The 24373-nt window shown below is 65.1% G+C and carries 18 protein-coding genes and 1 other RNA gene; 14 read left to right on the top strand and 5 right to left on the bottom strand.

Going from position 1 to position 24373, the window contains the following annotated elements; all coding sequences use genetic code 11:
- The first annotated feature begins 39 nt into the window (after positions 1 to 39).
- Genes ribBA through nusB form a run of 3 tightly spaced genes read left to right on the top strand, consistent with a single transcriptional unit; the run spans position 40 to position 2250 of the window.
- Positions 40 to 1197 (top strand): bifunctional 3,4-dihydroxy-2-butanone-4-phosphate synthase/GTP cyclohydrolase II, encoded by a 1158-nt coding sequence (gene ribBA / locus F2P44_RS26985; RefSeq protein WP_167091394.1) that lies wholly within the window; start codon positions 40 to 42, stop codon positions 1195 to 1197.
- Between the two features lie 44 nt (positions 1198 to 1241).
- Positions 1242 to 1721, top strand: a complete 480-nt coding sequence (ribH, locus tag F2P44_RS26980) for a 6,7-dimethyl-8-ribityllumazine synthase (RefSeq protein ID WP_054263536.1) — start codon at positions 1242 to 1244, stop codon at positions 1719 to 1721.
- 58 nt (positions 1722 to 1779) lie between these two features.
- A complete protein-coding gene (gene nusB / locus F2P44_RS26975) occupies positions 1780 to 2250 on the top strand; it encodes a transcription antitermination factor NusB (RefSeq protein ID WP_054263535.1) in 471 nt (156 codons plus the stop codon).
- 333 nt (positions 2251 to 2583) lie between these two features.
- On the opposite strand, the gene F2P44_RS26970 is transcribed toward nusB, so the two are convergent.
- Positions 2584 to 3381 carry a transglycosylase SLT domain-containing protein gene (locus F2P44_RS26970; protein ID WP_370662753.1) on the bottom strand — a complete coding sequence of 266 codons (798 nt, stop codon included), beginning with the start codon at positions 3379 to 3381 and terminating at the stop codon, positions 2584 to 2586.
- A gap of 569 nt (positions 3382 to 3950) precedes the next feature.
- Here F2P44_RS26970 and ubiD point away from each other — a divergent pair.
- The 10 genes from ubiD (at position 3951) to F2P44_RS26920 (ending at position 15802) form a co-directional block, all read left to right on the top strand.
- Positions 3951 to 5435, top strand: a complete 1485-nt coding sequence (gene ubiD, locus F2P44_RS26965) for a 4-hydroxy-3-polyprenylbenzoate decarboxylase (RefSeq protein WP_167091388.1) — start codon at positions 3951 to 3953, stop codon at positions 5433 to 5435.
- 94 nt (positions 5436 to 5529) lie between these two features.
- On the top strand, positions 5530 to 6048 hold the full coding sequence (locus tag F2P44_RS26960) for a hypothetical protein (RefSeq protein WP_167091385.1): 519 nt from the start codon (positions 5530 to 5532) through the stop codon (positions 6046 to 6048).
- A 50-nt stretch (positions 6049 to 6098) separates the two neighbouring features.
- Positions 6099 to 6197, top strand: an RNA gene (ffs, locus tag F2P44_RS26955) — signal recognition particle sRNA small type.
- Positions 6198 to 6358: 161 nt separating this feature from the next.
- Entirely contained in the window at positions 6359 to 8491 is a 2133-nt protein-coding gene (locus tag F2P44_RS26950; protein WP_167091382.1) for a DNA polymerase III subunit gamma/tau, read from the top strand.
- A gap of 46 nt (positions 8492 to 8537) precedes the next feature.
- Positions 8538 to 8864 (top strand): YbaB/EbfC family nucleoid-associated protein, encoded by a 327-nt coding sequence (locus tag F2P44_RS26945; RefSeq protein ID WP_167091379.1) that lies wholly within the window; start codon positions 8538 to 8540, stop codon positions 8862 to 8864.
- Positions 8865 to 9455, top strand: a complete 591-nt coding sequence (recR, locus tag F2P44_RS26940) for a recombination mediator RecR (protein ID WP_167091376.1) — start codon at positions 8865 to 8867, stop codon at positions 9453 to 9455.
- The gene (locus F2P44_RS26935) at positions 9455 to 10675 is read left to right on the top strand and encodes a CaiB/BaiF CoA transferase family protein (protein ID WP_187363440.1); all 1221 of its coding nucleotides are present in this window, start codon (positions 9455 to 9457) and stop codon (positions 10673 to 10675) included. Before recR ends, F2P44_RS26935 begins: the two co-directional genes overlap by 1 nt.
- Before the next feature lie 137 nt (positions 10676 to 10812).
- Entirely contained in the window at positions 10813 to 11949 is a 1137-nt protein-coding gene (locus F2P44_RS26930) for a glycosyltransferase (protein ID WP_167091373.1), read from the top strand.
- Complete coding sequence (locus F2P44_RS35860) at positions 11930 to 13006, top strand: DUF2334 domain-containing protein (RefSeq protein WP_370662752.1); 1077 nt, start codon at positions 11930 to 11932, stop codon at positions 13004 to 13006. The genes F2P44_RS26930 and F2P44_RS35860 overlap by 20 nt, the downstream gene beginning before the upstream one ends.
- Positions 13007 to 13402: 396 nt before the next feature.
- Positions 13403 to 15802, top strand: a complete 2400-nt coding sequence (locus F2P44_RS26920; RefSeq protein ID WP_167091370.1) for a penicillin acylase family protein — start codon at positions 13403 to 13405, stop codon at positions 15800 to 15802.
- Between the two features lie 76 nt (positions 15803 to 15878).
- On the opposite strand, the gene F2P44_RS26915 is transcribed toward F2P44_RS26920, so the two are convergent.
- Together F2P44_RS26915 and F2P44_RS26910 are read right to left on the bottom strand one after the other, a co-directional pair.
- A complete protein-coding gene (locus F2P44_RS26915; RefSeq protein ID WP_167091367.1) occupies positions 15879 to 17984 on the bottom strand; it encodes a putative bifunctional diguanylate cyclase/phosphodiesterase in 2106 nt (701 codons plus the stop codon).
- A 2-nt stretch (positions 17985 to 17986) separates the two neighbouring features.
- Positions 17987 to 20914, bottom strand: a complete 2928-nt coding sequence (locus F2P44_RS26910; protein WP_167091364.1) for a hybrid sensor histidine kinase/response regulator — start codon at positions 20912 to 20914, stop codon at positions 17987 to 17989.
- Positions 20915 to 21151: 237 nt separating this feature from the next.
- Between F2P44_RS26910 and F2P44_RS26905 the strand changes: the two genes are divergently transcribed.
- Positions 21152 to 21781 (top strand): hypothetical protein, encoded by a 630-nt coding sequence (locus tag F2P44_RS26905; protein ID WP_223165112.1) that lies wholly within the window; start codon positions 21152 to 21154, stop codon positions 21779 to 21781.
- A 140-nt stretch (positions 21782 to 21921) separates the two neighbouring features.
- Here the strand turns inward: F2P44_RS26905 and F2P44_RS26900 are convergent, their stop codons facing one another.
- Positions 21922 to 22149: a YbdD/YjiX family protein gene (locus F2P44_RS26900; RefSeq protein WP_229423775.1), complete on the bottom strand. Its 228-nt coding sequence runs from the start codon at positions 22147 to 22149 to the stop codon at positions 21922 to 21924.
- On the bottom strand, positions 22146 to 24209 hold the full coding sequence (locus F2P44_RS26895) for a carbon starvation CstA family protein (protein WP_167091361.1): 2064 nt from the start codon (positions 24207 to 24209) through the stop codon (positions 22146 to 22148). Before F2P44_RS26895 ends, F2P44_RS26900 begins: the two co-directional genes overlap by 4 nt.
- Positions 24210 to 24373 lie beyond the last annotated feature (164 nt).

Raw genomic sequence — 24373 nt, 5'->3', positions numbered from 1 at the left:
GATTACGCTCCAGCAGCCTGTCGCCCCAGAGGATCTTTCATGTCTATCTCCAGTACCCCCGAAATCGTTGAAGAATTGCGCGCAGGACGCATGGTCATCCTGGTCGATGAAGAAGACCGCGAGAATGAGGGGGACCTGGTGCTGGCGGCTGATTTCGTGACGCCCGAGGCCATCAATTTCATGGTCAAGCATGCGCGCGGCCTGGTCTGCCTGACCCTGACCGAAGAGCGCTGCAAGCAGCTCAACCTGTCGATGATGACGTCGAGCAACGGTACTTTTTACGGCACCAACTTCACGGTCTCGATCGAAGCGGCCGAAGGCGTGACCACCGGCATTTCGGCGGCCGACCGCGCCAAGACCATCCAGGTGGCGGTGGCCAAGCACGCCAGCCCGGCCGATATCGTCCAGCCGGGCCACATTTTCCCGCTCAAGGCCCAGCGCGGCGGCGTACTGATGCGCGCCGGCCACACCGAAGCCGGCTGCGACCTGACCGAGATGGCCGGCCTGACCCCGGCCTCGGTGATCTGCGAAATCCTCAAGGATGACGGCACCATGGCGCGCCTGCCCGACCTGCTGGAGTTCGCCAAGGAACACAAGCTGAAAATCGGCACCATTGCCGACCTGATCCACTACCGCGGCCAGAACGAGTGCCTGGTCGAACGCATCGCCGAGCGCACCATGCAGACCGCGTATGGCCAATTCCGCCTGATCGCCTTCCGCGACAAGCCGAGCGGCTCGGCCCACCTGGCCATGGTGCATGGCGACCTGGCCCCGAACCTGGACGCGCTGGTGCGCGTGCACCAGCCGGTCTCCATCCTCGACCTGCTCGACAGCGAAGCGACCACCCACTCGTGGACCATGGCGTCGTCGATGCAGGCGATCAAGCAAGCCGACCGTGGCGTCATGGTGCTGCTCAACTGCGGCGAGACGGCCGAACAGCTGTTCGCCCAGTTCGCGGCGCTCGACGCCGGCGCCAAGCCAACCGGGCGCGCCGCCAGCATGGACTTGCGCACCTACGGCATCGGCGCCCAGATCCTCAAGGACCTGGGTGTCGGCAAGATGGAATTGCTGGCCAGTCCGCGCAAAATGCCATCCATGACCGGTTTCGACCTGGAAGTGACCGGCTATCGCGCCCGGCCGGACGGCCAGCCGAACGGCGAGCCGAACGGCGAGCCGTCCGCCAAAGCGGCCGCCTGAAGCGGTACACTCTCATTCAATCACACATATAAAAGGGGTCTGCCATGACCGTAGGAACTTATGAAAGCAATCTGACCGGTGCAGGCCTGCGGGTTGGCATCGTCCAGGCGCGTTTTAACGCCGATGTGGGCCATGGCTTGCTGTCGGCTTGCCTGGCTGAACTGAAACACCTGGGCGTGAGCGACGAAGACGTGCTGCACGTGACCGTGCCGGGCGCGCTGGAAATTCCGCTGGCGTTGCAAAAGATGGCTGAAACCCAGCAGTTCGACGCCCTGGTCGCGCTCGGCGCGGTCATTCGCGGCGAAACGTATCACTTCGAGCTGGTCTCGAACGAATCGGGCGCCGGAATCACCCGCGTCGGCCTCGACTTCGGCATCGCCATCGCCAACGCCGTGCTGACCACCGAAAATGACGAGCAGGCCGAAGCGCGCATGGCGGAAAAGGGTGCCGAAGCGGCGCGCTGCGCCGTCGAGATGGCCAATCTGCTGATCGCGCTCGAAGAGCTGCAAGCCGACGAAGATTGAATTGTCCCTCCCAGAACACGTAGTTAAGAACAAACGGTAATAAGAAGGTAAGAACACCATGACAGAGAAAACCTTGCACGCCAACCCCAGCAAGAACCGCACGCCGCGTCACCGGGCGCGCGAGTTCGCCTTGCAGGGCTTGTATCAATGGCTGCTGAACAATGAAGACGCCACCACGGTCGTGACCAATATCCGGGCGGCGCACGGCTTTGAAAAAGCCGACGCCGACCATTTTGCGGTCTTGCTGTACGGCGCGATCAAGGATTCGGTGGCCCTGCGCGAAGCGTTTGCGCCCCTGATCGACCGTGGCGTGGCCGAGCTGTCCCCGATCGAGCACGCGGTGCTGCTGATCGGCGCGTTCGAGCTGAAGAACAACCTGGATATTCCTTATCGCGTTGTCATCAACGAGGCGGTCGAGCTGACCAAGTCGTTCGGCGGTATCGACGGGCACAAGTATGTGAATGGCGTGCTCGACAAGCTGGCGCCGAAACTGCGCGCCGACGAAGTCGCGGGCGACACGCGCCGCTGATCGCCGCTCCCCGCCATTGGCGCAAGCGGCCTCCCGCTCAGGCGGGAACCGGCAGCAGCCCGGCTGGACGGCGCCGTTTCGCCTTCAGCGGCAAGCGCACGCAAAAAAGCCCGATCCTGGTATCGGGCTTTTTTGCGTCCCCATCGGCTGGTACATGGCAATCGGTACAGCAAGATGCTGTGCTCCCCCAGTTCGGCCGTACCGCGCGCTTGCCCGTGCGCGGCCAGCAATTCCGGCCGGGGTGGCCAGCACGGCGTCGCGCCACCCGGACATAAAAAAGCCCGCTGCTTGCAGCGGGCTTTTTTACATCGCTCTCTATATATGGTCAGTCGATCACAAACCGGCGATCTGTTCCTGCGACGCTTTTTCGGCCATCACCGGCTTCGGTGCCACCGGCGAGGTAAAGGTCGGCACTTTCTTGCCGCTGGCAACCAGCTTGAGCTTCTGATACTCGTTCATCACGCGCGAGCCATAACCCTGGTCGGTTTCAAAGGCGGCGGCGCCCACGTAGGTCTTCAGGCCGGCTTCCACCGAACCGCCGCGTTTCACGTATTCCTTGAGGATCAGCGAGCCGACGCGGATATTCGCCACGGGATTGAGCGCAGCCTTGGTGCCGCCCATGTCCTGGAACTTCTCATGGTGAATCTTCGACATCACCTGCATCAAGCCTTGCGCGCCCACCGGGCTCTCGGCAAAGGGATTGAGGCCCGATTCGATCGCCATTACCGCGAGGATCAGCAGCGGATCGAGCTTGATTTCGCGCGCCGTCGAATAGGCGGTCGACACCAGCATATTGGCAGCATCGCCAGCCACGCGGTAGCGCTTGGACAGCCAGGTGGTGACGAACTCCTGTTGCTTGCGGTTCGCTTTGGCCGCCTTTTCGTCGAGCGCCAGGATCGGCGGCTCGTCGGGCGCCAGCACGGCGGGCGCTGGTGCCGGCGCGGGCGCCGTCATCAGGGCCGACAGGGCGGGTGCCTGCAGCGGTGCGCGCGTGATGGCGGGCGCCGGCTTGTTGGGCGCTGCCAGCAATTGCGACGCTTCGTGCGCCAGTTCCGGGCGCAGATAGAGCAAGGCCATCATGGCCAGTGCGGAAACACCGAAAAACGTCAGTGTGTGTTGCATTGTAGTCAAGAGACCACGCGCCGTTTTACTCACGGAAGACCACGTGAATGGCTGGCTGGCCATGGTTTGGGCGAGCTTTGCTGTCGCCCCGTTGAAACGATGTATCATCGAATTCCCCTTTGTCGCGGAAAAAGCCATCCCGGCACCGCGCGTTAGCGCAGCGGGCAGACTCATGCCGTGCATCAGAAATATCGTCTATCGCCGCCGCGTGGGCGCGCGATTAACGCCGTCATTGCTCGCTTCAGCTGGTCGTTCCCTGTGGTATTGGACCAGTAGCTAAACAACTTTTTCGGGGGAGAAGGCAGACGCCTATTGAAAACACTCCTTAAAATGTCATTGGGGCCCCGACCCCGTGAAGTTATGAGACAGGCTAGAATCGTGTCCGTGGACAGTGCCCGCTCATCAAGTAGGGCGAATTGTAGAAGCGGGTATATACTAAGTCAATACTAACACAAACGTTCTATATTACTTTTAGATCTAGCTTTTTGTGCTGCATCGCAGCAAAGTCCTATGAAATCAACCACTTGGCATGGCTAATTGAACAACCATGCTTACATGAAAAAAAGAATTTAAAACAGATGAATTACGTAGACTTGCGCGATTTCATGTCGAAAATGCAAGAAATGGGCGAATTAAAGCGCATTTCGATGCCGGTTTCACCTTATTTGGAGATGACGGAGGTGTGCGACCGCGCTTTGCGGGCTGCCGGACCGGCCATTTTGTTTGAAAAACCGACCGGCCACACGATTCCGGTCCTCGGCAACCTGTTCGGTACGCCGCGCCGCGTGGCGCTCGGCATGGGCGCCGACGATGTGAGCGAGCTGCGCAAGATCGGCCATGTCCTGGCCCGCCTCAAGGAACCGGAACCGCCCAAGGGCTTCAAGGACTTGATGGGGCTCGGTTCCCTGGTCAAGGCTGTGTGGGACATGTCGCCCAAGGAAGTGCGCGGCGCCGCCTGCCACGATATCGTCTGGGAAGGCGCCGACGTCGACCTGGCGCGCCTGCCGATCCAGCATTGCTGGCCGGGCGACATCGCGCCCCTGATCACCTGGGGCCTGGTGATCACCAAGGGCCCGAACAAGAAGCGCCAGAACCTGGGCATCTACCGCCAGCAGGTGATCGGGCCGAACAAGGTCATCATGCGCTGGCTGGCGCACCGCGGCGGCGCGCTCGACTTCCGCGAACATGGCATCGCCACCAAGGGCCAGCCGTATCCGGTGGCGGTGGCGCTGGGCGCCGACCCGGCCACCATTCTCGGCGCGGTCACGCCGGTGCCGGACAGCCTGTCCGAATACCAGTTCGCCGGCCTGCTGCGCGGCAGCCGCACGGTGCTGACCAAGGCGATCGGCAGCGAACTGCGCGTGCCGGCCTCGGCCGAGATCGTGCTGGAAGGGCATATTTACGCCGATCCGAACCATCCGACTGGCTACGAGCACGCGCTGGAAGGGCCGTTTGGCGACCATACTGGTTACTATAATGAGCAGGACAGTTTTCCGGTGTTTACCATCGACCGCATCACCATGCGGCGCGATCCCGTTTACCACTCCACGTATACAGGCAAGCCGCCCGACGAGCCGGCCGTGCTTGGGGTGGCGCTCAATGAAGTGTTCATTCCGCTATTGCAGAAGCAGTTCAGCGAGATCACCGACTTTTATCTGCCGCCCGAAGGCTGCAGCTACCGCATGGCCGTGGTGCAGATGAAAAAGCAGTACGCCGGCCACGCCAAGCGCGTGATGTTCGGCGTGTGGAGCTTCCTGCGCCAGTTCATGTATACCAAGTTCATCGTGGTGGTGGACGAGGACGTCAACATCCGCGACTGGAAAGAGGTGATCTGGGCGATCACGACGCGGGTCGATCCGATGCGCGACACGCTGCTGGTCGACAACACCCCGATCGATTACCTCGACTTTGCCTCGCCGGTCAGTGGGCTGGGCAGCAAGATGGGCATCGACGCCACCAATAAATGGCCGGGCGAGACCAATCGCGAGTGGGGTACGACGATCAGCATGACGCCGGAGGTGAAGGCGCGCGTCGATTCGATCTGGCAGGAGCTGGGTATTTAGGAGAAAACAGCACTGTTCCCCTGGCGCCGCGGTCGCCGGCCAGCTCGACCCGGCCGGCTGCGGATAACAACAATAGGACCGTGGAGCCACGAGCATGCGGCAGTTCGAGGCGGTCGTCGACTTTGGCGGCATCGTGGTGTTCGACGACAAGGGCTTGCAAGCCCACGTCGGCAGCATCGCCGAGGGCGACAATCTGTACCGGCGCTTCACGGCCACCGGCGATGGCGACAAGGTGGTGGAGCAGGGCATCGTGATGCCAATTATTGGCATCAACGACAGTTCCTACCGGGTACTGGTGCGCATGGACGTGGACGCGTCCGCCGTTCCTGACCAACTGATCATCGTGAGGAACGCGTCGTTTCCGCTGCGGGTGACGGGCCGCCTCATCATTGCGGACCTGGCTGTGTTCCTGGAGTGGTATCCGGAAGAGGGCTGGCAGCGCATCGATGTACCGCAGGGATGCTACGCGGCCGCGGTCAACGGTTGTCGCAAGGTGGAACATCATGTGGTGGTCGACTTTGGCTTCGAAATCGTCCTCACGCCGACCGACCCGCTTGCGCCTATGACGGCATCGCTGCGGCAAAGCATGCAGGTGCTCGAACTGCCGGGATGAGCCTGCAAGCTGTTCCCCACAAATTCTCCCGGTCGGTTATAATTGTCGCTGGCGGGCCCCTGCGCATTGTGGCATGGCTAACCTGGTCAGGTCGGGAACGAAGCAGCCACGGCCGTTAACCATAAGTGCCGCAGATCAGGCTCGCCTCTTTCGATCTCCCTGTTGTCCAGTCTCCGTCCTACCTTCCCCCAGCACAGTCGCAGCCCGTCCGCACAAGCGGTGCTTTCGCATTCGCGCGCGCTCTTGCTACAATGGCCTTTTCGGGGAGCGGGAATCCCCGCCGCGTTCGCTATCTACGGTAAAATTCAGCATGTCCTATCAAGTCCTCGCCCGCAAATACCGTCCCAAGAATTTCGACACGCTCGTCGGCCAGGAGCACGTGGTGCGCGCGCTGACGCACGCCCTGCAAACCGGCCGCCTGCACCACGCCTATCTGTTCACCGGCACCCGCGGTGTCGGCAAGACGACCCTGTCGCGCATCCTGGCCAAATCGCTCAATTGCATCGGCCCTGACGGCAACGGCGGCATCACTGCCGACCCGTGCGGCGTGTGCGATGCCTGCACCGCCATCGATGCCGGCCGCTTCGTCGACTATATAGAGATGGACGCCGCGTCCAACCGTGGCGTCGACGAAATGGCGCAACTGCTGGAGCAGGCCGTGTACGCCCCCTCGAACGCGCGCTTCAAGGTCTACATGATCGACGAGGTGCACATGCTGACCAACCACGCCTTCAACTCCATGTTGAAGACGCTGGAAGAGCCGCCCGAGCACGTCAAGTTCATCCTGGCGACCACCGATCCGCAAAAAATTCCCGTCACCGTGCTGTCGCGCTGCCTGCAATTCAATCTCAAGCAGATGCCGCCGGGGCATATCATCAGCCACCTCGATAACATCCTCGGCCAGGAAGGCATCAGCTTCGAGCAGCCGGCCCTGCGCCTGCTGGCCCAGGGCGCGCACGGCTCGATGCGCGACGCGCTCTCGCTGACCGACCAGGCCATCGCCTACGCGGCCGGCGAAGTCACGCTCGACGCGGTGCAGGGCATGCTCGGCGCGCTCGACCAGACTTACCTGGTACGCCTGCTCGACGCCCTGCTGGCACAAGACGGCGCCGACCTGATGGCGGTGGCCGACGAAATGGCCAGCCGCAGCCTGTCGTACAACGGGGCGCTGCAAGACCTGGGCACCTTGCTGCACCGGATCGCGCTGGCGCAAAGCGTGCCGTCTGCCGTACCCGAAGACTTGCCCGAACTGGCCGACATCCTGCGCCTGGCGGCGGCCTTCGACGCCCAGGAAGTGCAGCTGTATTACCAGATCGCCGTTCACGGCCGCAACGAGATCGGCCTCGCGCCCGACGAATACGCCGGCTTCACCATGACGCTGTTGCGCATGCTCGCTTTCCGCCCCGGTAACGGCGGCGCCGAGGGTGCGCCGCCGGCAGCTTCCGGCGCGGCCCGTTCGGCTACGCCGGCGCGTGCCGCCGCTGCTGCCGCCGCCGCGCCGGCACGCGCCGCCTCGGCGGCCGTCGCCAGCCACGCCGTGGCCAGTGCGCCGCCACCGGCGCCACGCATGCCGCCACCGCCAGCGCCGCCCGTGCAGGCTGCGGCGCCGGCCGCCAACGTGCCGGCCATGAACTCGGCGCGTGCCGCCATCAACGCCGCGCTGGAAGCGGCGCGTTCGGCCAGCCGTGGCCAGACCTCGTCGCCGCGCCGTCCGACCGCGATGTCGAACCAGGCCGCCGCCAACGCCGCCGCCGCTGCGGCGCCACCGCCAGCGGAGCCGGAACCCGCGCCGGCGGCGCCGGCCGCATCGAAGGCGCCGCCGCCGTGGGAGCAGGACCAGCCCCAGGCTGCCGCCCCGCCGCCGGCGCCGCCACCGATGCCGGAAGCGCACTATCCCGAAACGCAGGATGACGAGCCGCCATCGTGGGTCACCGAATTTTCCGACGACACCGCCGTCGCCCAGGAAGCGCCACCGGCTGCCGCCATGCGCGCACCCGCGCGTGCGCGCCCCGCTTACGTCATCACCCCGGTGCCCGAGATCGAGTGGGACGGCAACTGGCCCGGCCTCGCGGCCGGCCTGGCGCTGCGCGGCGTGTCGCAGCAACTGGCGCTGCAAACCGAACTGGTGTCGTGCGTGGTGGACGGTAACGTCACCACCTTCAGCCTGCGCGTGCCGATCGACACCCTGCGCGCCAGCGGCAATACCGAAAAACTGTGCGCAGCCCTGCAGGAACGCTTCGCCACGACCAAGATCCACCTGGAGATCGACATCGGCCAGGTGTGGTACACGGCCAGCGCCGAGGCGATCGCGTACCGCGAAGAATGCCAGCGCGTGGCCGAGGAAACCGTGGCCAACGACCCGTTCGTGAAAGACGTGATGCGCGACCTTGGCGCGTTCATCGTGCCCGGCTCGGTGCGTCCCGCTCCAAGCGCGTCCGCCTGAACCAACACCCCCTTATTGACTATTTTTTGAATCCCGGAGAACCACCATGATGAAGAACCAGCTCGCAGGCTTGATGAAACAGGCGCAAGCCATGCAGGACAACATGAAGAAGGCGCAGGAACAGTTGGCCAGCGTCGAAGTCGAAGGCCAGTCCGGCGCCGGCCTCGTGAAGATCGTCATGACCTGCAAGAACGACGTCAAGCGCGTCTCGATCGACCCGTCGCTGCTGGCCGACGACAAGGACATGCTGGAAGACCTGGTCGCCGCCGCCTTCAACGACGCCGTGCGCAAGGCCGAAGCGACGTCCACCGAAAAAATGAGTGGCCTCTCGGCCGGCATGCAGCTGCCGCCCGGCTTCAAGATGCCGTTCTAAATGTCCAAATCGCTCGACTTCCTGACCGAAGCGCTGCGCCGTTTGCCCGGCGTCGGCCCGAAGTCGGCGCAACGCATGGCCTTCCACCTGCTGCAGCACGACCGCGAGGGCGCCGCGATGCTCTCGCGCGCGCTGTACCAGGCGGTCGACGCGGTTCACCACTGCGCCCTGTGTAACACCTTCGCCGAAACCGAAGTGTGCGACCTGTGCCTCGACGACCAGCGCGACACCACCTTGCTGTGTGTCGTCGAAACCCCGGCCGACCAGATGATGATCGAACAGACCCTGACCTACAAGGGCCTGTACTTCATCCTCATGGGCCGCCTGTCGCCGCTCGACGGCATCGGCCCCAAGGACATCCACCTCGACAAACTGCTGGTGCGCGCCGCCGACGGCGTGGTCGGCGAGGTGGTCCTGGCAACCAATTTCACCAACGAAGGCGAGGCCACTGCGCACTACATCAGCGAAATGCTCAAGGCGCGCGGCTTGAAAGTGAGCCGCCTGGCGCGTGGCGTGCCGGTCGGCGGCGAACTCGAATACGTCGACCCGGGCACCATCGCGCGCGCGATGCTCGACCGGCGCAGCACCTGATGACGGCGCCGCCATTCAAGCCCGGCGCGCTGGCCGGCATCAAGGTGCTCGAACTGGGCACCCTGATCGCCGGTCCGTTCTGCGCGCGCATGCTGGCCGAATTCGGCGCCGACGTGATCAAGGTCGAAGCGCCCGATGGCGGCGATCCGATCCGTCAGTGGCGCATCCTCAAGGACGGCACCTCGCTGTGGTGGTCGGTCCAGTCGCGCAACAAGAAAAGCATCACCCTCAACATGAAGGATGAACGCGGCCGCGCCATCGCCAGGCAGCTGGCGCTGGAAGCGGACATCATCATCGAAAACTACCGCCCCGGCGTGCTCGAAAAATGGGGCATTGGCTATGAACAGATCAAGGCCCTGAACCCGGCCGCGATCATGGTGCGCCTGTCCGGCTTCGGCCAGACCGGCCCGATGAAAGACCAGCCGGGCTTCGGCGCCATCGGCGAGTCGATGGGCGGGCTGCGCTACGTGTCCGGCCATCCGGACCGCCCACCGGTGCGGGTGGGCGTGTCGATCGGCGACTCGGTGGCCGCGCTGCACGGCGTGATCGGCGCCATGATGGCGCTACGCCACCGCGACGCCAGCGGCGGGCGCGCGGACGGCGAAGGGCAGATGGTCGACGTGGCGCTGTACGAAGCCGTGTTCAACCTGATGGAGTCGCTGGTGCCCGAGTTCGACCACGCCGGCGTGGTGCGCGAGCGTACCGGAGGCGCGCTGCCGGGCATCGTGCCGTCGAATACCTACACCACCGGCGATGGCGAGAACATCGTCATCGCCGGCAATGGCGACGCCATTTTCAAGCGCCTGATGCTGGCCATGGGCCGCATCGACATGGCGGGCGACCCGCAACTGGCGCGCAACGATGGCCGCGTGCCGCGCAGCGCCGAGATCGACGAGGCGATTCAAGCCTGGTGCGCCACGCAGAGCATCGACAGCGCGCTGGCGACCTTGCAGGCGGCCGATGTCCCGGCCGGCAAAATTTATTCGGTGCGCGACATGATGAGCGACCCGCAATTCCTCGCGCGCGAGATGTTCGAGCAGCACCACTTCAGCGACGGCACGCCGGTCAAGCTGCCCGCCATCACGCCCAAGTTGTCGGCCACGCCAGGCCAGACCCGCTGGCTCGGCCCGACCTTGGGTGAACACACCGACGACATCCTTGCCAGCCTCGGCTATGACGCCGAGGCGATTGCCGCCCTGAGACTGGCCAAGGTGCTGTAGGCGCATCCCGGTCGCGGGCCGGCCGGGCTCGCAGCTAGCGGTGTCCGCCCTGGCGCCGCGCGGCGCGCGTTTGCGTGCGCTCAAACGCCATCGGCTAGCGGCTGCTATGGTGTGCTCTCCCAACCGAGTCCACCAGCATGCACCTCGTCGACATCACCATGTTTTATGCCGCGCAAGGCGGTGGCGTGAGCACCTACCTCAACGCCAAGGCGGCCTGGCTCGCGCAGCGCAGCCGCGTGCGCCACACCATCCTCAGTACCAACGTCGACAGCCGCGCCGGCACGCCGGCATTGCGGCGCGTTCCCGCCATCCCCTTTCCCGGCGTGCACGGCTTTCGCATGCCGCTCTCGATTGGCGCGCCGGCGCGCATCATGCGCGGTTTGCAGCCCGACCTGATCGAAGCCGGCGACGCCGGCCACGGCGCATGGGCGGCGCTGCGCGTGCGGCGCGAGCTGGGCGTGCCGGCGGTCGCCTTCTACCATTCCGATCTGGCGCGCCTGGTGCACGAACGCTTCGGCCAGGCCGCGCGGCGCGCCGCCTGCGCCTACCTGGCCCACCTGTACCGCCAGTTCGACCTGGTGTTCGCGCCGAGCCGGCTGATGATGCACCAGCTGGCCGCCATCGGCGTGCGCGACGTGGTGCACCAGCCGCTTGGGATCGACATCCACACGTTTTGCCCGCAGCGCCGCAGCGGGTCGCTGCGCGAGCGCCTCGGACTGGCGCCGGAAACGCGGCTGCTGGTCTACGCCGGCCGTTTCACCGCCGAGAAAAAGCTGGCGGTGCTGGCCGACGCCGTGCGCAAGCTGGGGCCGCCGTATCACTTGCTGCTGATCGGCGGCGGCGGTGCACTGCCGCATTGCGCCCGCACCAGCGTGATCGCCTTCCAGCGCGACCAGCGCGTGCTGGCCGGCCTGCTGGCCAGCTGCGATGTGCTGGTCCATCCCGGCGATTGCGAAACCTTCGGCCTGATCGTGCCCGAAGCGATGGCGTGCGGCTTGCCCGTGGTGGGCACGCGTGGCGGCAGCGTGGCCGAACTGATCGATGACAGCACGGGCATCGTGGTGCGGCCCAACAGCGTCGACAGCCTGGCGCAAGGCATCGACGCGATCTTCGGCAAGGACCTGGCGTCGATGTCGCGTGCGGCGTCGCGCAAGGCGCACGATTTTTACGACTGGAACCGCATCATGCCGCAGCTGATGAACCGTTACGCGGGCTTGCTGGCGTCGGGCGCGCGGGCCGACCTGGAGGCGGAGCGTGTCTGCGCCACCGAATGAGCCGGCGGCGCTGTGCGTCGTCATCCACGACGTCGCGCCGGCCACCTGGCCCGACTGCCTGCGCCTGCTGCAGGCCGTGCGCGCGGTGGCCGATATTCCCGTCACCTGGCTGGCGGTGCCGCGCTGGCATGGCGGCGAGGGGCGCTCGCCGGCCTGCGAGGCGGCGCTCGACAGCCTGCTGGCCGATGGTCACGAGATCGCGCTGCACGGGTACGCGCATCTGGATACGGCCGCACCGGACGCTGGCTGGCGCAGCCGGTTCCTGCGCGGCGTGTACACCGAAGGGGAGGGCGAATTCGCCGCGCTCGACGCGCACGAAGCAAGGCGCCGCATCGAACTGGGGCTGGCATGGTTCGATGAGCGGGGCTGGCCAGCCAGCGGGTTTGTCGCGCCCGCGTGGCTGCTCAGTGACGGTGCCTGGGAGGCGGTGCGCAGCTACCCGTTTCTCTACACGACTACGTGGAGTCACTTTCACGTTCTGATGCGGATACCCTTGGATTCATCGATTCCAGCGCAGTCCATGAATCCATCGATGCCGGAAGAGTCCTTGAATCCATCAACTCCGGGACAGTCCATGAATCCATCGATGTCGGAGCCGTCCGTGACTCCGCCGGTTCCTGCCCCTCTCTTGCATCCGTCGTGCCCGCGCCAGGGCGGCAGTCGGCGGGAACCCGCGTTCTCCGAATCGCCACCGCCGCCATCGTCCTCCGCCTTGCTATCGCCATCCCTGGTGTACGCGGCGCGCAACCGCGCCGGGCGCATCGTTTCCCCACGGCTCGCCTGGACACTCGCCCGGCTGATGCACGCTTCGCCACTGGTACGCCTGGCCCTGCATCCGCGCGACGCCCGCCACCCCGCGCTGGTGCGCCACGCGCAGCAACTCATCGAACACTTGCTGCAATCGCGCGTGGCGCTGACCAAGAGCGGCTTTGCCCGCCAATCGGCGGCAGGCGCTACCAGTACGGCCCCCAATAGCCGCCCAGCGACCAGTGCGACCGGCCCATACCGCCGTAATAATGCGGATAACCATAGCGCTGCAGATCGTCGCGCGCGCTGAGTTGCAGTACGCAATTGCGCCACGAATCCGAGCTGGACGGATAACCGAGCCTGGAACAAGCCGGACCGTACACGGTCATCATCCGCTCCATCTCCGCCTGCGCCGCAGCGGCCCGTTGCTGCGGCGTGGCACAGCCTGCGAGCAACAGCGTGACTATCCACACCGTCATGAGCTTACGCATCACTATCTCCTTTCGCACACCGACTTTGCGCATGGTCGTGTATCTCCTTGACATAGCTTAAGAGGGCTGCTGGATAGGGGGCGTGATCCATGTCAAACGGTCAAGGGGAACCTCGCACATGTTCCAGTCTCGCGCCGTGGTTGGCGTCAACAATGTTTGCGCGCAGCCTGATTTTTCTGGCAAGATGCCTTGCGAAATCAACCCCGGGGAATGTTATGCGTACGCGTGGAATCAAAGTCTGGTCCTTACGGCTGCTGCTCGGCCTGCTTGTTCTGCTGGTGCTCGCTGCGCTGGCCATGTGGCTGTACCTGCGCGCCAGCCTGGCCCGGCTCGATGGCGAGATGCGGGCGCCCGGCCTGTCGGCCCCGGTCACGGTGGCGCGCGACGAGCGCGGCGTGCCGCTGATCAGCGGCGAGCGCCGCGCCGACGTGGCCTACGCGACTGGCTTCGTGCATGCGCAGGAACGCTTCTTCCAGATGGATTTGCTGCGCCGCACGGGCGCCGGCGAACTGGCCGAACTGTTCGGCGCACGCGCCTTGCCGCGCGACCGTGCCAACCGCCTGCACCGCTTCCGCGCGCGCGTGGCCGCGTCGCTCAAGCTGCTCGCTCCCGCCGACCGCCAGCTGCTCGACCGCTATGTCGCCGGCGTCAACGCCGGCCTGGGGGCGCTTGGCGCCAACCCATTCGAATACGCCCTGCTCGGCGTCAAACCGCGTCCCTGGAGCGTCGAAGACTCGCTGCTGGTGGTGTGCGCGATGTACTTCGACCTGCAAGGCACGGTCGAACCGCGCGAACTGACCCGCGGCTGGATCCGCGACCACAGCGACCCCGCGCAGCTGGCCTTCCTGCTGCCCGAGGCCAGCAAGTGGGATGCCCCGCTCGACGCCGACGGTGTCGCGTTCACGCCGGTGCCGGTGCCGCCGCTGCCGCCGGCATGGTGGGGCAAGCCGCGTCAAGCCGGCGCCCACAAGAGCGCCGCGGCCGACTTCATCGACTCGGTCGGCAGCAACAACTGGGCGCTGGCCGGCAGCCGCAGCAAGGATGGCGTGGCGATCATCGCCGACGACATGCATCTCGGCCTGTCACTGCCCAACATCTGGTACCGCCTGGCGATTCAATACCCCGACGCCAAGGGCGCGCCGCGCCGCATCGTCGGCGTCACCTTGCCGGGCGCACCGCCGGTCATCATCGCCGGCAGCAACGGCCATGTCGCCTGGGGCTACACCAACAGCTACGCCGATTTGCTGGACCTGGTGATGCTGGGCCAGGACCCGCAGCACCCGGACCAGTTGCGCACTCCGGCGGGCTGGGAGAAGCCGGTCGGCGTGGTCGAAACCATTTTGGTGAAGGGCGCGCCAGCCGAGAAGATGACGGTGCTCGACACCTCGCTCGGTCCCGTGCGCGAGAGCGGCGGGAGGCCGTATGCCATCCACTGGCTGGCGCACGCGCCGGCCTCGCTCAATCTCGATCCGATCCGGCTGGAGACGGTCGACACGCTCGATGAAGCCCTGGCGATCGCAGCCACCATCGGCATCCCGTCGCAGAATTTCGTCGGCGGCGACGACAAGGGCAATATTGGCTGGACCATCTCCGGCCCGCTGCCGCGCCGCACGCAGCCGGGCAGCGGCGCCACCTTTCCGCTGGCGGTCGATGGCGGGCAGGCCAGTTTCGACGGTGCGCTGGCGCCGGCCGATTATCCGCGCGTGGTCAATCCGCCCGGTGGCCAGCTGTCCACCGCCAATAGCCGCCAGTTGAACGGCGCGCACGCGCTGATCCTCGGCGACGGCGGCTTCGATATCGGCGCGCGCAACCGCCAGATACGCGACGGACTGGCCGCACTCGGACCGAAGACCGACCTGGCGGGCGTGTACGGCGTGGCGCTGGACGACCGCGCGCTGTTCATCGCTCCGTGGCGCGAGCGCGCGATCAAGGTGCTCGATGCGGCGGCGCTGCAAGGCAAGCCGCAGCGCGCGCAGTTCCTGGCGCTGTTGAACAAGAGCTGGAGCGGACGCGCCAGCGTCGACTCGGTCGGCTACCGGCTGGCGCGCCACTTCATGTGGTCGGTGGGGAGCGTGCTGTTGGAGGGCGTCGATGGCGAGCTGGCCGCGCTGCATCCCAAGTCGAACATGGCGCTGGCGACATCGCGCTGGCCGGAAGTGGTCACGCGCCTGCTCGACGAGCAGCCGCTGGCCTGGCTGCCGCCGGGGCACGCGAACTGGCAGTCGGTGCAGCTAGAAGCGATCGACAGGGTGATCGCGGAACTGGCGGCCGACGGCACGCCGTTGGCGGCGGCTACATGGGGTCAACGCAATACGGCGGCGATTGCGCATCCGATTGCCTTGGCGGCGCCATTCATGGCACGCTGGCTGAGCGCACCGGCCGATATGCTCCCTGGCGACGCCAACATGCCGCGCGTGGCGGGCAAAAACTTCGGACAGTCGGAGCGGATGACGGTGTCGCCCGGGAAGGAAGAGCAGGGCGTGTTCAACATGCCGGGTGGGCAGAGCGGGCATCCGCTGTCGCCGTTTTTCATGGACGGCCACGCCGATTGGGTGAGCGGGAAATCGACGCCGTTGCTGCCGGGGGTGGCGCGGCATACGCTGACGTTCAAATGACCCGTCGCCCCCGCGCCAAGGCGGCACTCGGCGGGGGCGACGGATAGAAGACTGTGGGTTCCGGGAAGCCGTGATGCTATTTCATCGCCAGCGCCATCGCCCCAGCTTTATTGAGCATCAGCGTGATCGATTCATGCGGCGACGGGTGCCCCAGATAGAACCCCTGCACCAGGTCGCACCCGTACTCCTCCAGCAGCACCAGCTGTTCATCGGTCTCCACGCCTTCGGCCACCACCACCATTTTCAATCCATGCGCCATGGCGATGATGGCGCGCGTGATGGCGGCGTTTTCCGAATCCTGCGGCAGCCCGCAAATGAAGCTCTTGTCGATCTTGAGCGCGCGCACGTCAAAGCGCTTCAGATAATTCATCGACGAGTACCCGGTCCCGAAGTCGTCGATCGACAGATACACGCCGATCCCGCGCAACTGCTCCAGGGTCGCCATGGTCGCCTTGGCGTCGTCCATCAGCGTCCCTTCGGTCAGTTCCAGCTCAAGCATCTTGGGATCGAGCCCCGAATCGTGCAGCGCCGAGAGCACGATCTGGGTCAGGTTTTCATCCTTGAACTGCTTGGCCGACAGATTGACCGCCATGCGGATCGCGCGCCCGGTCACCTTTTGCCAGGCCTTGGCCTGGTTGCAGGCGGTGCGCAAGACCCACTCGCCGATCGGCACGATCAGCCCCGTTTCCTCGGCCAGCGGAATGAACTCGGTCGGCGAGATGATGCCGCGTTCCGGATGACGCCAGCGCACCAGCGCTTCGACGCCGACGATGTCGGACGAGCACACGTCGATCTGCGGCTGGTACAGCAAATACAGTTCTTCGTTCCTGAGCGCCTTGCGCAAGCCCACTTCGAGCTTGACGTGGCTCATGATCTGCATGGTCAGCGAGGAACTGTATAACTTGGCGTTGTTCTTGCCGCAGTTCTTGGCGTGATACATGGCGGTGTCGGCGAACTTGAGCAGCGAGTCGCAATCGTCGCCGTCTTCCGGGAACAGCGAAATGCCGATGCTGGCCGTGACAAAAATCTCATGCCCCTCGATCAGGAAGGGACGGCGCATCGCTTCCTTGACCCGGTGCGCCACATTGAGCGCATTCTCGACCCGCTCCAGGTCGGGAATGAGGATCGTGAATTCGTCGCCGCCCAGGCGCGCCAGGTTGTGCGACTGGTCCCCGCGCGAGACCAGGTCGCTCGGGCGGATGGTTTCGCGCAGGCGCTCCGAGACGATCTTGAGCAGATGGTCGCCCACGTTGTGGCCCAGGGTGTCGTTGATGCGCTTGAAGGCGTCCAGGTCCATGAACAGCACCGCGAACTTTTTCTTGCCGACCTTGGAGCGGTGCAGTTCGCGTTCCAGCGTTTCGAGAAACGCCTGGCGGTTCGGGATGCCGGTCAGGCTGTCGCAATAGGCCAGGCGGCGGATCTGTTCCTCGGTGCGGCGCCGCTCGCTGATGTCGCGCACCAGTCCAAGCACTTCGTCGGGACCGGTGGCCACCAGGCGCGCCTCGAAATGCTGCACCATGCCGAAACTGGCCAGTTCATATTCGACCGAGCGCACGTGCTGGGTATCGAGCACGCAGTGCATCTGTTCGAGCAGGCGCTCGGCGATGTCGCGCGGGAGCACTTCGGTGATGTGCTTGCCCACGCACAGTTCGGCGGGAATGGCGGCCGAGGCGTCGTGGCCCTGTTCGTAATCGAGGTAGACGCCGTCCTTGCCGAGCCGGAAAAAGGTGTCGGGGATGGCGGCCAGCACCGCGCGGTTGTGGGCGTCGGCGATGCGCAGCCGCACGATGGCGTCGCTGGCGCGCAGCACGTACAGCACGCGGTGGCCGAGGATCGGCCAGTTGATCGGTTTCGACACGAAGTCGGTGGCGCCGGCCTCGTAGGCGTTGGTGACCGCTTCGATGTCGTCGCCGCCGGTGACCATGATGATCGGTACCGGCGCCCCGGTCTCGATGCGGCGGATTTCGCGGCAGGCCGAAAAACCGTCCATGTTGGGCATGTCGACATCGAGCAGGATCAGGTCCGGCGCCATGCTCTGGTACAGGACGACGGCCTGCAGCCCGTCCTCCGCTTCGATCGCGTCCAGGCCGACCTGGCCGAGCATTTCGAGCATCAGCAGGCGCATGACCGGATCGTCGTCCGCCACCAGGACGACGCCGCGCTTGATTGGGGTAGCAGCCATTTTTAATGTTCCTTCTCTAGGAGGGCATTGAGCGAGTGGCACACGGCCTGGAATTCCCGCTCCATGTCGGTAAGGATGCCGGACGCGCCTTCGGTGGTGTCGGTGCGGCCCAGTGTTTCCATGTCTTTGCACATCTGCGCCAGCGTTTCGGCGCCGACGTTGGCGCTGCTCGACTTGAGGCTGTGCGCAACCTTGCGCAGGTTGCCCGGATCGAGCCCGGTAATGGCCTTGCGCAGCGTGCGCAGGTGCTGCGGGGTGTCGTCGACATACGCCGCAATCACTTTTTGCACCAGCGCGTCGCCGCGCTCCTTGCTCAGCGCCCGGATGTTTTCCAGCGCGTGGCGGTTGATGACGTCGCGCTGCGCCGCGCCCGGCGTGGCTGGCGCGCGCGCGGCCGCCATCCTTGGCTCGGCCTCGCGCAGCACGGGGTCGTGCGGGCCGGCTTCGCGCGGCACCGGCACGTGCGGCGCGGGCGCGGGCGCAGGCGCAGGCGGCGCCATCGCCGCGCCGCCGTGGTGCACGCTGGTGGCCAGCGGCAGCGCGATCCAGCGTCCCAGCACGGCGGCCAGCTCCTGCTGGCTGAATGGCTTGCTCAGGTAGTCGTCCATCCCGGCCGCGAGGCAGGCTTCCTGGTCGCCCTGCAGCGCGTTGGCGGTAATCGCGATGATGGGCAGGGTGCGCGCGCGCCCGCATTCGCGTTCGTGGCGGCGGATTTCGGCGGTGGCGGCAAAACCATCCATCACCGGCATCTGGCAATCCATCAGCACCACGTCGTAGCCGTCGGTGCGGGCGGCGGCCAGCGCTTCGGCGCCGTTGCGTGCGCAGTACACGCCCAGGCCGAGCGAGTCGAGCATGGCGGTGGCCACTTCGACGTTGACCGGGTTGTCCTCGGCCAGCAGCACGCGCTGGCGGCGCAGCTTGCGGCCGGCCGGCGCCAGCGGCGCGTGCGTCACCGGCCCTGGCACCAGGGCCGATACCGGCTTGCCGCGCGGACGCGTCATGATGCATTCGAACAGGTCGGCCGCGCGCGCCGGTTTGATCAGCTGGTAGGCCACGCCCGCTTCGCGCCGCTGCACCGGGTCGGCCGCCATCCGGTTGTCGCTGATGAGCATGATGCGGGTGGCGCTGGTGGCGGGGTCGCCCTTGATGCCGGCCGCCAGCGACAGCCCGCTGGTGCGCTCCAGGTCCATGTCGATGATCGCCACTTCGTAGGGGCGCCCGCCGTGGGACGCGGCCAGCAGGCGGTCGACCGCATCGCGGGCCGACACCGCGCTGTCGCTGGCGACCTGCCATTCGGCCAGCTGGTGTTCGAGGCTGGCGCGGCTGTCGGCCTGCTCGTCGACGATCAGCACGCGCATGCCCTCGGTCATGCGCAGGCTGGCGTCGAGCATGTTGGGGTCGACCCGGCGCTTGTCGAAGCTGACCGTGAACCAGAAGACCGAGCCCTGGGTGGGGGCGTTGTCGACCCCGATCTTGCCGCCCATCAGTTCGACCAGCTGGCGCGAAATGGCCAGGCCCAGGCCGGTGCCGCCGTACTTGCGCGTGGTCGAGCTGTCGGCCTGGGAAAAGGCGTCGAAGATCCGGCTGCGCGCTTCGCGCGAGACGCCAATGCCGGTGTCGTGCACCTCGAAGCGCAGGCCGACGCTGGCGCCGTCTTCGGTTTCGACATCGACCTTGGCCAGGATCTGGCCGCGGTCGGTGAACTTGAGCGCATTGCCGATCAGGTTAGCCATGATCTGGCGCAGGCGGTTGGGATCGCCGCAGATGGCGATCGGGATATCGTTGGCGATGGCAAAGTCGAGCGCGATCCCCTTGGCCTGGGCTTGCGGGGTGTAGATGGTGTTGATGTCGTCGAGCAAATCCCACAGGTTGAAGTTGATGTACTCGATCGACAATTTGCCAGCCTCGATCTTGGAAAAGTCGAGGATGTCGTTGATGATCACCAGTAAGTGTTCGCCGGAGCGCTTGACCAGTTTGGTGTAATTGCGCTGGGTGTCGTTCAGCGCTGTGCTCAGCAGCATTTCGGTCATGCCGAGCACGCCATTCATGGGAGTGCGGATTTCGTGGCTCATGGTGGCCAGGAAGGCGCTCTTGGCGCGGCTGGCTGCTTCGGCCGCGTTCTTGGCCTTTTCCAGCTGCTCGGTGCGCACGCTGACCTGGCGTTCGAGTTCGTCGCGGTGGTGGGTGAGGGCGGCGCCGCGTCCTTCGATCTGGGCCAGCATGGCGTTGAAGCTGTCGATCAGCAAACCCATTTCGTCGGTGCGCTCGTGCGGGATGCGCAGGTTGTAGTTCTGGCTGGCCGAGACCTTTTGCGCCGCATTGATCAGCTTGGCCACCGGGTCGGCGATGCTGGCCTTGAAGCGGCTGGCCAGCATCAGCGACATCATCAGCGAGCCGCCCATGGCGGCGGCGATCACGCCCAGGCTCTTGAGGATGTCGAGCCACATCAGGGTCAGGTCGGCTTCGATCATGACGATGCCGACCTGGTAGTTGCCGTTGATGATAGGGCGGTACAGGCGCATGCGGCTGGACCAGAAGCGGCTGCCCTGGCGGCTCGCCTCGGCCAGCACGTCTTCGTCCAGGTTCATTTCCGGGGCGCTCGGTTCCGGTTCGGCCTGGCCGCTGCGCACGTAGCGGGCAAAGAGTTTACCTTTGCGGTCGAACAAGACCGCGTTGGATATTTCGACCTTGGCCTTGAGCGCGGACAAGGTGGCGGTGGCCTGGTCGCGGTCGTTGAACATCAGGGCGTCGACGCTATTGGTGCCGATCACGCCGGCAAACGAGGAGAGCTGCATGCCTTCGTCCTTGCGGTGGCCAAGGACCGAGGTGACGGCGAAGGCGATGAAGACAAAGAACAGCGCGGTGCCGGTCGACAGGAACGAAATGATCGTCAGTTTTTTGTTCAGGCTTGAGCGTTCAAAGTTCAGCATGGGGACGACTCGGCAGAAGGTGGTGAGATCCGGGAAATATGTCCCGCAGGAAAAATATACGGGGATTGATCTGGCACGACTTTGACAAGGAACAAAGGTGTCGGGACGGTGTCAAAAAATGCGACAGGGGGAGCCGCATTGGTGCCGCTGGCGTCCGGCGTGTGACGACCGGTGCCCGCCTAGCCTGACAGGAGATTGACATGCTTACGTGGCGGTACTAACTGGGAGGCGCCCAAGATGACTACGGTATTTCTCGCGGGCTCGATCAAGATCAGGCATCTGCACGACGACGTGCAGGTGCGCATCATGAATATTCTATCGATGAATGACGACGTGATCGTCGGCGATGCGGACGGCGCGGACCGCGTCATCCAGCAGTTCCTGTTCGATCAGGGCGCCCGCAAGGTGACGATCTACTGCAGCGGTGACCTGCCCCGCAATAACGTCGGCGGCTGGCCTGTGTGCCAGGTCACGACCTACCATGCGAAGCACTCCCGTGCCTATTTCACAGCGAAAGACGTGGCGATGGCAAACGCGGCCGACCTGGGGCTCATGGTGTGGGATGGCATGAGCACCGGAACGCTGAGCAACGTCATCGAACTGCTGGCCCGCAAGCGTCATTCGCTCGTCTTCATCAGCAAGGATCAGCAATTTCATCGAATTCTGTCGGTCAATGACCTCCAGGCGCTGGTTGCCCGCATGGCCAGTGCGGCGCGCGCCAAAGCCGACACGAAAATTGCGCTTTCCTCGCGCATCGAGAGCCTCCGCTCGCGCGCCATGCAGGACAACATCCTGGCGCTTCGCGCTGCGCGATCAGACTCGTCCAGGCTGGCGCCTCTGGAGCCCGATTCCGTCCTTCCCTCTTAACACATGCTTGTTGGTCAGGTTGCGTTTCATTCGCTTGCCCGGCCCGACCCTGTCATTCGTGGCGGCGGACCCAGGCCCGGGTCGAGGCGCGCAAAGAAAAGGGACGCCGAAGCGTCCCTGTATTGACTCTGTGTGGCCTGTCAGCAACACCCACCGCGCTTGCCCGCGCCGCCATAACGCGCTTCCTGGCGCTCGCGGAAGAACGCCTCGTAGCTCATCATCGGCTGGCCCGGATGGGTCGCCTCCATATGCGCCACATAGGTGTCGTACTCGGGCAGGCCGACCATCAGGCGCATGCTTTGCCCGAGATAGCGGCCGGCCTGGGCCAGGCCGCTGCCGGCGTCGAGCAGGGTGCTGAACATGCTCATGCGGGCGTGGCCGCGTTGGCGACGAAGGCGGTTTCCTGCGAGCTCGGCGCGGCAGCGGCGCGCGCCTTGAGCACCGTGCGCGCGCCGAACACCAGTACCGACAACACCACGAACATGAAGAAGCCGGCCAGCGAGGCATCGAGGTAATCGTTGAACACGATCTGGTGCATCTGGGCCATCGACTTGGCCGGTGCCAGCACGGTGCCCTGGTCGATTGCCGCCTGGAATTTCTGGGCGTGGGCCACGAAACCGATGCGCACATTGTCGTGGAAAATCTTTTGCCAGCCGGCGGTCAGGGTGCAGGCCAGCAGCCAGGCGGTCGGGACCATGGTGACCCACGCAAACCTGGCGCGCTTCATCTTGAACAGCACGCAGGTGGCGAGGATCAGGGCGATCCCGGCCAGCATCTGGTTGGCGATGCCGAACAGCGGCCACAGGGTGTTGATGCCGCCCAGCGGATCGACCACGCCCTGGTACAGGAAGTAGCCCCAGGCCGCCACGCACAGCGAGGTGGCGATCAGGTTGGCGGGGATCGATTCGGTGCGCTTGAGCGACGGCGCGAAGGTGCCCAGCAAGTCTTGCAGCATGAAGCGCCCGGCGCGGGTGCCGGCGTCCACCGCCGTGAGAATGAACAGGGCTTCGAACAGGATCGCGAAGTGGTACCAGAAGGCCATCATGGTCTTGCCGCCGATGACGTTCGACAGGATGTTGGCCATGCCTACCGCCAGGGTCGGGGCGCCGCCGGCGCGCGAAATGATGCTGTGCTCGCCGACATCCTTCGCGGTCTGGGTCAGCATCTCGGGCGTGATGACAAAGCCCATCTGCGTCACGGCCGCGGCCGCCGATTCGGCCGTCGTGCCGAGCAGTGCGGCCGGGCTGTTCATCGCAAAGTAAATGCCCGGCTCGATGGTCGAGGCGGCCACCAGCGCCATGATGGCGACGAACGATTCCATCAGCATCGCGCCATAGCCGATGAAGCGCGCGTGCTGCTCGTTTTCAATCATCTTCGGCGTGGTGCCGGAAGAAATGAGCGCATGGAAACCCGATACCGCGCCGCAGGCAATGGTAATGAACAGGAAGGGGAACAGGCTGCCCGACCAGACCGGGCCGCTGCCATCGATGAATTTGGTCACCGCCGGCATTTTCAGGTCCGGGGCGACGATCAGGATGCCGATCGCCAGGCCGACGATGGTGCCGATCTTCAGGAAGGTCGACAGGTAGTCGCGCGGCGCCAGCAGCAGCCACACGGGAATCACGGAAGCGACGAAGCCGTAGCCGATCAGCATCCAGGTCAGTTCGGTGCCGGTGAAGGTGAACATGGGGCCGAGCACGGCGTGTTCCTGCACAAGCTGGCCGCCGATGATGGCCAGCATCAGCAGCACGAAGCCGATCAGCGACACTTCGCCGATCCGTCCCACGCGCACGTAACGCGAGTACACGCCCATGAACAGGGCGATGGGAATGGTGGCCATGACGGTGAAACTGCCCCACGGCGAGCCGCTCAGGGCCTTGACCACGATCAGCGCCAGCACGGCGAGAATGATGACCATGATCATGAAGGTGCCGAGCAGGGCGATGACGCCGGGAATGTCGCCCAGTTCCGATTTGATCAGGTCGCCGAGCGAACGGCCATCGCGCCGCGTGGAAATGAACAGGATGATGAAATCCTGCACCGCGCCGGCCAGCACCACGCCGGCCAGGATCCACATCATGCCGGGCAGGTAGCCCATCTGTGCGGCCAGCACCGGGCCGACCAGGGGACCGGCGCCGGCGATGGCGGCGAAATGGTGGCCGAACAGCACGTATTTATTGGTGGGCACGTAGTCGAGCCCATCGTTGAACTTGTAGGCCGGGGTCTGGCGCTTGGGATCGAGTCCGAGCACCTTGTCGGCGATGAACTGGCTATAGAAGCGGTAGGCGATCAGGTACACGCAGAGCGCCGCGGCGACGATCCAGATCGCATTGATGGCTTCGCCGCGCTTGAGCGCGATATAGCCCAGCGCGCACGCGCCGAAAACCGACAGCGCAGCCCAGCCGAGCTGGCTTGACAGACGTTTCATGGTGACTCCTCCAAGGTGTTTTTTTATGGTCCGTGCCGGTTTGACCGGTCATGGCCGGTGTTGATACCGTACAGTGTGATTCAGTATCGAATGGACGGTTCTCCCCGGCAAGCGCAGCAATACGCAGAGCAATACGTATTACTACGTAAGCAGACGGGTCGGAA

The organism is Massilia frigida (genome assembly GCF_011682175.1).
GTDB classification, from domain to species: domain Bacteria; phylum Pseudomonadota; class Gammaproteobacteria; order Burkholderiales; family Burkholderiaceae_D; genus Telluria_A; species Telluria_A frigida.
This window is presented reverse-complemented; position numbering and strand designations above follow the sequence as displayed.

Bases quoted from the DNA above. Each gene is read 5' to 3' on its own strand.
- F2P44_RS26950 (WP_167091382.1), top strand. From the start codon at position 6,359: ATGTCCTATCAAGTCCTCGCCCGCAAATACCGTCCCAAGAATTTCGAC.
- nusB (WP_054263535.1), top strand. From the start codon at position 1,780: ATGACAGAGAAAACCTTGCACGCCAACCCCAGCAAGAACCGCACGCCG.
- ubiD (WP_167091388.1), top strand. From the start codon at position 3,951: ATGAATTACGTAGACTTGCGCGATTTCATGTCGAAAATGCAAGAAATG.
- F2P44_RS26920 (WP_167091370.1), top strand. From the start codon at position 13,403: ATGCGTACGCGTGGAATCAAAGTCTGGTCCTTACGGCTGCTGCTCGGC.
- F2P44_RS26905 (WP_223165112.1), top strand. From the start codon at position 21,152: ATGACTACGGTATTTCTCGCGGGCTCGATCAAGATCAGGCATCTGCAC.
- F2P44_RS26895 (WP_167091361.1), bottom strand. From the start codon at position 24,209: ATGAAACGTCTGTCAAGCCAGCTCGGCTGGGCTGCGCTGTCGGTTTTC.
- ribBA (WP_167091394.1), top strand. From the start codon at position 40: ATGTCTATCTCCAGTACCCCCGAAATCGTTGAAGAATTGCGCGCAGGA.
- recR (WP_167091376.1), top strand. From the start codon at position 8,865: ATGTCCAAATCGCTCGACTTCCTGACCGAAGCGCTGCGCCGTTTGCCC.
- F2P44_RS26935 (WP_187363440.1), top strand. From the start codon at position 9,455: ATGACGGCGCCGCCATTCAAGCCCGGCGCGCTGGCCGGCATCAAGGTG.
- F2P44_RS26915 (WP_167091367.1), bottom strand. From the start codon at position 17,984: ATGGCTGCTACCCCAATCAAGCGCGGCGTCGTCCTGGTGGCGGACGAC.
- F2P44_RS26930 (WP_167091373.1), top strand. From the start codon at position 10,813: ATGCACCTCGTCGACATCACCATGTTTTATGCCGCGCAAGGCGGTGGC.
- F2P44_RS26960 (WP_167091385.1), top strand. From the start codon at position 5,530: ATGCGGCAGTTCGAGGCGGTCGTCGACTTTGGCGGCATCGTGGTGTTC.
- ribH (WP_054263536.1), top strand. From the start codon at position 1,242: ATGACCGTAGGAACTTATGAAAGCAATCTGACCGGTGCAGGCCTGCGG.
- F2P44_RS26945 (WP_167091379.1), top strand. From the start codon at position 8,538: ATGATGAAGAACCAGCTCGCAGGCTTGATGAAACAGGCGCAAGCCATG.
- F2P44_RS26900 (WP_229423775.1), bottom strand. From the start codon at position 22,149: ATGAGCATGTTCAGCACCCTGCTCGACGCCGGCAGCGGCCTGGCCCAG.
- F2P44_RS26910 (WP_167091364.1), bottom strand. From the start codon at position 20,914: ATGCTGAACTTTGAACGCTCAAGCCTGAACAAAAAACTGACGATCATT.